At 60.6% G+C, this 6,995-nt stretch carries 5 protein-coding genes; 3 read left to right on the top strand and 2 right to left on the bottom strand.

Annotated elements, in window-relative coordinates:
- The coding region (locus tag IL54_RS12530) for an MDR family NADP-dependent oxidoreductase (RefSeq protein WP_037478565.1) at window positions 1-631 on the top strand (631 nt) is incomplete at its 5' end.
- 153 nt (window positions 632-784) lie between these two features.
- Here the strand turns inward: IL54_RS12530 and IL54_RS12525 are convergent.
- Window positions 785-1,963 (bottom strand): aromatic ring-hydroxylating oxygenase subunit alpha, encoded by a 1,179-nt coding sequence (locus IL54_RS12525; protein ID WP_037476085.1) that lies wholly within the window; start codon window positions 1,961-1,963, stop codon window positions 785-787.
- A 193-nt stretch (window positions 1,964-2,156) separates the two neighbouring features.
- Here IL54_RS12525 and IL54_RS12520 point away from each other — a divergent pair, with 193 nt between their 5' ends.
- On the top strand, window positions 2,157-2,924 hold the full coding sequence (locus IL54_RS12520; RefSeq protein WP_409593608.1) for an SDR family NAD(P)-dependent oxidoreductase: 768 nt from the start codon (window positions 2,157-2,159) through the stop codon (window positions 2,922-2,924).
- Between the two features lie 90 nt (window positions 2,925-3,014).
- On the top strand, window positions 3,015-4,433 hold the full coding sequence (locus IL54_RS12515) for an aromatic ring-hydroxylating oxygenase subunit alpha (RefSeq protein WP_037478560.1): 1,419 nt from the start codon (window positions 3,015-3,017) through the stop codon (window positions 4,431-4,433).
- A 136-nt stretch (window positions 4,434-4,569) separates the two neighbouring features.
- Here the strand turns inward: IL54_RS12515 and IL54_RS12510 are convergent, their stop codons facing one another.
- On the bottom strand, window positions 4,570-6,846 hold the full coding sequence (locus IL54_RS12510) for a TonB-dependent receptor (RefSeq protein ID WP_037476083.1): 2,277 nt from the start codon (window positions 6,844-6,846) through the stop codon (window positions 4,570-4,572).
- Window positions 6,847-6,995: the final 149 nt, after the last annotated feature.

Below are 6,995 nucleotides of genomic sequence, written 5' to 3'. Positions count from 1 at the left end.
CACCGCCTATGTCGGTTTGAAGCGGATCGGCGAGATGCAGGCGGGCGACACGGTCGTCATGAGCGCGGCGGCGGGCGCGGTCGGCAGCGTGGGGTGCCAGGTCGCTAAGCTGTCGGGCTGCCGGTCGGTCGGCATCGTCGGATCGAAGGACAAGGCGGAACTGGTGACGGGCACGTTCGGGATCGACGCGGCGATCGACTATCGCGCCGAGCCGGACCTGGATGCCGCGATCAAGGCGGCCTGCCCGGATGGGGCGAATGTCTATTTCGACAATGTCGGCGGGCTGATCCTCGACACGATGCTGCCCAACATGGCGGCGTTCGGGCGGATCGTGACCTGCGGCATGATGGCCAATTATAATAATCATGACGAACCCTATCCGATCCGTAACCTGTGGCAGGTGCTGGTCAACCGGGTGACGATGCGCGGGTTCCTGGCCTATGAACATCTCGACATGCTGGAAGAGGCCGAGGCACAGTTGGGCGAATGGATTCGGTCGGGCGCGCTGATCGCGCAGGAGAATGTGACGACGGGCATCGAAAATGCGCCGAGTGCCTTCATCAACCTGATGTCGGGCGTGACCACGGGCAAGACGGTGGTGCGGCTGAATGAGGGTGTGACTACGCTGTAGGGGCGGAAGGCACAAGGCCCGAACGGACTTACCTCAAGTCCGTTCGGGCTGAGCTTGTCGAAGCCCTATACTTCTCTTCAAGAAGAAGAGCCCCCTTCGACTGGCTCAGGGCGAACGGGGAGGAGAGGCTGTCCTATCCCGCTCGCCTCCGCCTTATAATTCCGGTGGGCTTTCGTCCGGGTCGGCGCGCTGGAGATAGTCGACATAATTGTGGAAATATTGGTTGCCGCGCTCGTTGCGGCCGAAAATGACCGATTTGATCGCGCCCGATTCCAAGCCCTTCTGCACTTGCAGGCCGACGCCATAATCCTCGTCATTCACGACGTCGCGCAGCCAGTCCATCATGCCTTCAATCGCGGCGGCGTCTGCATCGTCCTTGGGCGGTTCACGGCGGATGAACATCAGGTTGGTGATGTTGCTGCCGGGCGTGTCGCCGGGGATGAGTTGGGCAACCTGGGTGATTTCCGGCGCGAAGAAGATGGAGATGTTGGGGAAGATGGTGCGGACGAAGTCATAGCCTTCATTCTCATGTTCGCCCCAATCGGCGCGCGGGATCGCGCCCAGCGCTTCCTTGATCCGCACCTGGGGATAGCCCACGCGCATATGTGGGCCGAAGGCGGTGAAGTGCATGATGTTGCTGAAGGTGCGCGGATGGATGGTGGTGGGGTGCGCGGCGGCGAAATGATAGCCCTCCAGATAGCCGTCATAGGCGATCTTCCAATTAGGGCCATAGATGCGGCGTGACCCGCAATAATGCCAATCGCCCAGCCCATAGGCATTCAGGTCATCGAGCATATCGCCCAAATGCGCGGCGATGTCGAACTCCAGCCCTGGCGTCAGGCAGATCCAGATGATCCCGCCCGCTTCGGCGACGGGCAAGGCGGTGAGGTTGCGTTCCTCCTTGCAGATGGGACCGAATTTCTGCGGTTCGGCGACACCGATCAGCTTGCCGTCATTGCTGTAGGTCCAGGCATGATAGGGACAGGAAAAGCGCTTGGCATTGCCATGGCCTTCGGGCTTGAGGATCATGCCGCGATGGGTGCAGACGTTGAGCATAGCCGCGACCGTGCCGTCGCTCTTGCGCGTGATGAGGACGGGTTTGCCGAGCAGTTCCATCGCCTTGTAATCGCCCGGATTGGGCATTTCGGCGGTCAGCGCGGCGAGCAGCGGCAGTTTCATGAAGATTTCCGCCTTCTCCCGCGCGAAATAGGCGGGGTCGGTATAGGCGGTGGCGGGCACTTCCATCGTGTCGGCGGCGCTGTGGGTGGTGCCCGTCTCGACATATTCGAGCATCTTTTCGGCTTCCTCGCCGATGACGTCATGATAGCCCATTGCAAACCCTCTCTCATGGCATAGCCGATTGGCTTTGGCGTGCAGCATAGCGCGTGCGGCGTCCTGCCGGAACTCGGTAAGGTGATAGGTAGGGCGGCCCGGCGCGGCGGGGACTCTGACTAGCGCTAGTTGCACGGTGCGCCATAATGGCCAGTCTGCGCCCCAAACAGTTCGACAAGAGGATAGCTGGCGCATGATGATCGACCTCAACGGCAAAGTGGCATTAGTGACCGGGGCGGCATCCGCCAATGGCTTGGGCTTTGCAGCCGCGCTCAAGATGGCGGGCCAGGGTGCGAGCCTGTTTCTGACCGACCTGGATGGCGCGGCGGTCGATGCGCGGGCCGCGGAATTGCGGGCGCAGGGCTTTGCCGCGCAGGCGATGGCGCAGGACGTGACCGACGAAGCGGTCTGGACCACGGTGATCGAGGCGGTGATCGCTGCCTTTGGCAAGATCGACATATTGGTCAATAATGCCGGCATCGCCGTGTTGCGGCCGATGAGCGAGATGACGTCGGCGGACTGGCACAAGCAGATTTCGGTCAATCTTGACAGCGTGTATCTGGGCACCAAGGTCGCCGTCGACCAAATGCGGGCGCAGGGGCATGGCGGGTCGATCGTCAACCTGTCTTCGATCGCGGGGCTAGTGGGCGTGCAGGGCACCGCTGCCTATGCAGCGAGTAAAGGCGGCGTGCGGCTGTTTTCCAAGTCGGTCGCGCTGGAAACCGCGCGCGACAATATCCGTGTGAACACGGTGCATCCCGGCATGATCTGGACCGACATGCAGCAGGTGGCGATCGCCGATAACAAGGAGATATTCGACCAGATCGTCGCGACCATCCCGATGGGTCGCATGGGCGAACCCGCCGACATCGGGTCGATGGTCGCCTTCCTGGCGTCGGACGATGCGCGCTACATCACCGGATGCGAATTTGTCGTTGATGGGGGGATGGTCGCGCAGTGATCGCGTCGCTATGTTTGAACAAGCGACCAAGGATTCGGCGCGCCGCTTGTGTGGCGCAGCCGGGCGGGCGAGAATTTAGGAGAGAGAATGATGGCTGAAAGCGATCCCCGGATCAAAGGCGCACCGCTGCCGCGTTGTCCCGGCACGAGTGTCCGCGACCTGATGCTGGCGGACACCAATCCGGTGCCGGAATTTCTCTACACCGACGAATATGAAAATCTGGGATCGGACCCGATCCCGGCCAGCCGCTATACCAGCCCTGAATTTTTCGAGCTGGAAAAGCAGAAGATGTGGCCGCGCACCTGGCAGTTCGCGGCGCGCGAAGAGGAGTTGCCGGAGCCGGGCGACCATGTCGTTTACGAGAATGTCGGCAAATCCTTCCTGCTGATCCGGCAGGAAGATGGTTCGGTTCGGGCCTTTGCCAATGTCTGCCTGCATCGCGGGCGCAAGCTCAAGACCGGCGATGGCTGGTCAGCCGAACTGCAATGCCCGTTCCATGGCTTCACCTGGAATAATGACGGGTCGATCAAGCAGATTCCGTGCCGCTGGGACTTCTCGCATCTGAAAGATGAGGAGATGTCCCTGCCGGAAATCAGCGTCGGGCGCTGGGCGGGCTATATCTTCATTCGCGAAGCGGCGGACGGGCCGACGCTCGACGCGTTTCTCGCGCCGATGCCGGAGCATTTTAAGCGCTGGCGGCAGGAGGAATGCGCGACGGCCATGTGGGTGGGCAAGGTGGTGCCGGCCAACTGGAAGGTGGTGATGGAGGCTTTCATGGAAAGCTGGCACACCGTCGTCACCCATCCGCAATTGTTGCCGTTCACCGGCGACGCCAATTCGATGTATAATATCTATGGCGACTATGTGAACCTGACGGTGACGCCGTTCGGCACCATGTCACCCCATGTCGATCCGACCGACAAGGCCGAACAGTGGATCGTCGATGAGTTCGTCAAATATAATGGCCGGTCGTCCGACAATTATGAGGACAAGGAAGCGGCGGCGGGCGGCTATAATGTCAAGGTGCCAGAGGGCGTTTCGGCGCGGGCGGCGCTGGGCGCTTCGCTGCGCGATACCACCACCGCCATGTTCGGCCATGATGTCAGCTTCGCGTCCGATGCGGAGATGATGGATGCGTTGCTCTACAACGTCTTTCCTAATTTCAGCCCCTGGGCCGGGTTCCAGCCCAATATCGTCTATCGCTGGCGGCCCTGGCACGATGTCGACCATTGCCTGATGGAAGTGCGCGTGCTGACCCGCGTTCCGCCGGGGCAGGCGCATCCCAAGGCGCCGCCGATGAAATTCCTGTCGGTCGATCAGAAATGGACCGAAGCACCGGAGCTGGGCATTTTGGGCGACGTGTTCGAACAGGATATGGAAAATCTGCCGCATGTGCAGACGGGCCTGAAGGCGTCGCTGAACGATAAGGTGCAACTGGCCAATTATCAGGAAATCCAGATCCGTCAGTTCCAGAATACGATCATGAAATATATCAACGGCGATCTGTAACGTCGGGTTGATCGGTTGATGGGGCGTCGGGGCTATGGCTCCAACGCCCCTTTTTTGTGCCTGGGGGCGAGAGGCTGCCAAAAAGAAAGGCCGGGGATTGCGCCCCGGCCTTTGGCTTTTCAGACTGTTTCGGCGATCAGAATTTGACGCCCAGCGTCGCGCCATAGGTGCGGGGTTCGCGCGCCGTGCCGAAGGACCACAGGCCGCCGACGGTGAAGCCGTGGGTTGGACCACGATCATTGGCGAGGTTGCGGCCGAACAGGGTCAGGCGCGCTTCGGTGCCGCCCAGTTCGAACTTGGTGGTCACGCTCGCATCCACCAGTCCCTGCTTGTCGGTCCGCACGCGCGGATCGTTGCCGTTGACGATGATCGGCCCGTTGGTGAGGTCGCCGGAGATTGGCCCCAATGAAATTTGCTGATCATAGCGGCCGATATAGCGATAGCTCAAATTCGCGATGATTTCGCCAAAGCTGGTGGGCATGGTGTAGTCGGCCGCTAACGACGCGGTCATGTTCGGATTGTAGATGAGGTCGTTGCGCGAATAGTCATAGGGTACGACGGCGCCCGACACGGGCGAGATACCGCCGACGATGAAGCCCTTGAACTTGGAATCGAGCAGGCCCATCGAGCCGGTGATCGTCAGTTGCGACGTCGGACGGGCAGTGAAGTCGAACTCCAGGCCCTTGATCTTGGCCGACCCGACATTCGATGTGATCGTCTCGTTTCCGGTGGCGCAGCTTGGGCAATTGAGCGTGTTGTTCTGGTGCAGATCCTTGTAGCTGGAATAGAAGGCCGCGACGTTGAACTGCAGCTTGCGGTCGAACAGGTCGAACTTGCCGCCGACTTCGAAGCTGTCGACCACTTCGGGTTGATAGGCGATACCGGCGCTGGCGGCCGTTCCCGCGCGGGGCGAAAAGCCGCCGGACCGGTAGCCTTGCGACCAGCTACCATAAAACATGACATCGTCGTTCGGGCGGAAATCGACGCCGACCTTGGGCGTGAATTTCTTGAACGTGTCGGTGCCACGGCCGATTTCGATGCCGCCGAAACTATTGTCGAGCGACTTTTTGTCGCGGGTGAAGCGACCGCCGAAGGACAGGCGCCATTGGTCGGCAAAGGCCCAGTTGAAATCGCCGAAGACGGCGACGGACTTGGTCTTGCCGTTCACGACCTGGGGGTTGGTGTCGAAGATTTCAGGAGGGACAGTCGGGGCGAAGCCGAAGACGCGGCTATACTGGGTCAAGCGATATTCGGAGCTGAAATAGAACAGCCCTACGACATAGTCGAAACTGTCGCTGAACTTGCCAGCGGCGCGCAATTCCTGGCTCCACTGCTCATAATTTTGCAAGCGCCGGACATAATAGAGGTCGGTCGAGGAACCGTCGAAATCCTGCGTCTGGTTCTCACGCGAATCGCGCCAGCCAGTGACGGAGGTGAGTTTGACGTCGCCCGCATCATAATTCATTTCCAGCGTCGCGGCGGGCGCGGAATAGTTGGTTTCGTTGGGCAGGCCGAACACGGTGTACAGGTCGGTCGTGTTGTTGCGGTTGCATTCATTGGCCGGGATCAGGCCGCAAAAGACTTCGCCGGTCTGGGTCAGGCTGGCGACAACGGGATCGGCCTTCTGCACCTGCTTTTCGAGCGTGAAGAGGGCATCGAAACCGCTATCCTTGGGCGCGAACAGGATTGATCCGCCGAAATTCTCGTTATTGCCGAAACCCCGCCGTTCACCGGTCTGACCCTGACGATACCAGCCGTCGGTTTCATTGTGGAAGTAGAAGAGCTTGGCACCGATGCTGCCGTCACTGGACAAGGGCGCGTTGACCACGGCGCGGGTCGCAAGAGTGTTGAACTTGCCGTAGGAGACTTCCATTTTGGCACCGAACTCGCCGGTCGGGCGGGTGCGACGGATGTTGATGACGCCGCCGATCGTGTTGCGGCCGAACAGCGTGCCCTGCGGGCCGCGCAGCACTTCGATCTGCTCGATGTCGAAAAAGTCGAAGAATTGCCCGGTGCTGGTGCCGATGAAGACGCCATCGACAACGACGCCGACGGTCGGTTCCTGCGATTTTTCGACGTCGGCATAGGTCAGGCCACGGATGGCGAGGTTCGCGGCGGCCGCGCCCGAATTCTGGTTGGTGATCAGCAGGTTGGGGACGCCGCCTGTCAAATCGCCGATATTCACCGCCGCCTTGTTTTCCAGCATGGCGGCGTTGACCGCGGTGATCGCGACCGGCGTGTCCTGCAGGCTTTCTTCGCGGCGGCGGGCGGTGACGATGATGGCGTTGGGGTCGATCGCCTGGGCATCGGCCTGGGGCTGCGCGGTCTGATCCTGCGCCATGGCGGGCATGGCCCATAGCAGCGTGCTGCCCAATGCCAGCATGACTGGACGGACCAAAGGCTTCCTTTGCATATACTCTCCCCTATTGTGCGTTCTTTAAGGCGCTTGACGAATGGCCTGCTTGATGCGGCTCCGTTTCATCGTTCGGGATGCGCTATTTCCTGGGTCTTGCTAACTGCGATTTTCGAGAGGTCCGGGGGCACACCTGAAACAAAGGAGAG

The organism is Sphingobium sp. ba1, assembly GCF_000743655.1.
Classification (GTDB): domain Bacteria; phylum Pseudomonadota; class Alphaproteobacteria; order Sphingomonadales; family Sphingomonadaceae; genus Sphingobium.
Note: the sequence above shows the minus strand (reverse complement) of the source record. Positions and strands in the feature narration are given on the sequence as shown.

Bases quoted from the DNA above. Each gene is read 5' to 3' on its own strand.
- IL54_RS12525 (WP_037476085.1), bottom strand. From the start codon at position 1,963: ATGGGCTATCATGACGTCATCGGCGAGGAAGCCGAAAAGATGCTCGAA.
- IL54_RS12520 (WP_409593608.1), top strand. From the start codon at position 2,157: ATGATGATCGACCTCAACGGCAAAGTGGCATTAGTGACCGGGGCGGCA.
- IL54_RS12515 (WP_037478560.1), top strand. From the start codon at position 3,015: ATGGCTGAAAGCGATCCCCGGATCAAAGGCGCACCGCTGCCGCGTTGT.
- IL54_RS12510 (WP_037476083.1), bottom strand. From the start codon at position 6,846: ATGCAAAGGAAGCCTTTGGTCCGTCCAGTCATGCTGGCATTGGGCAGC.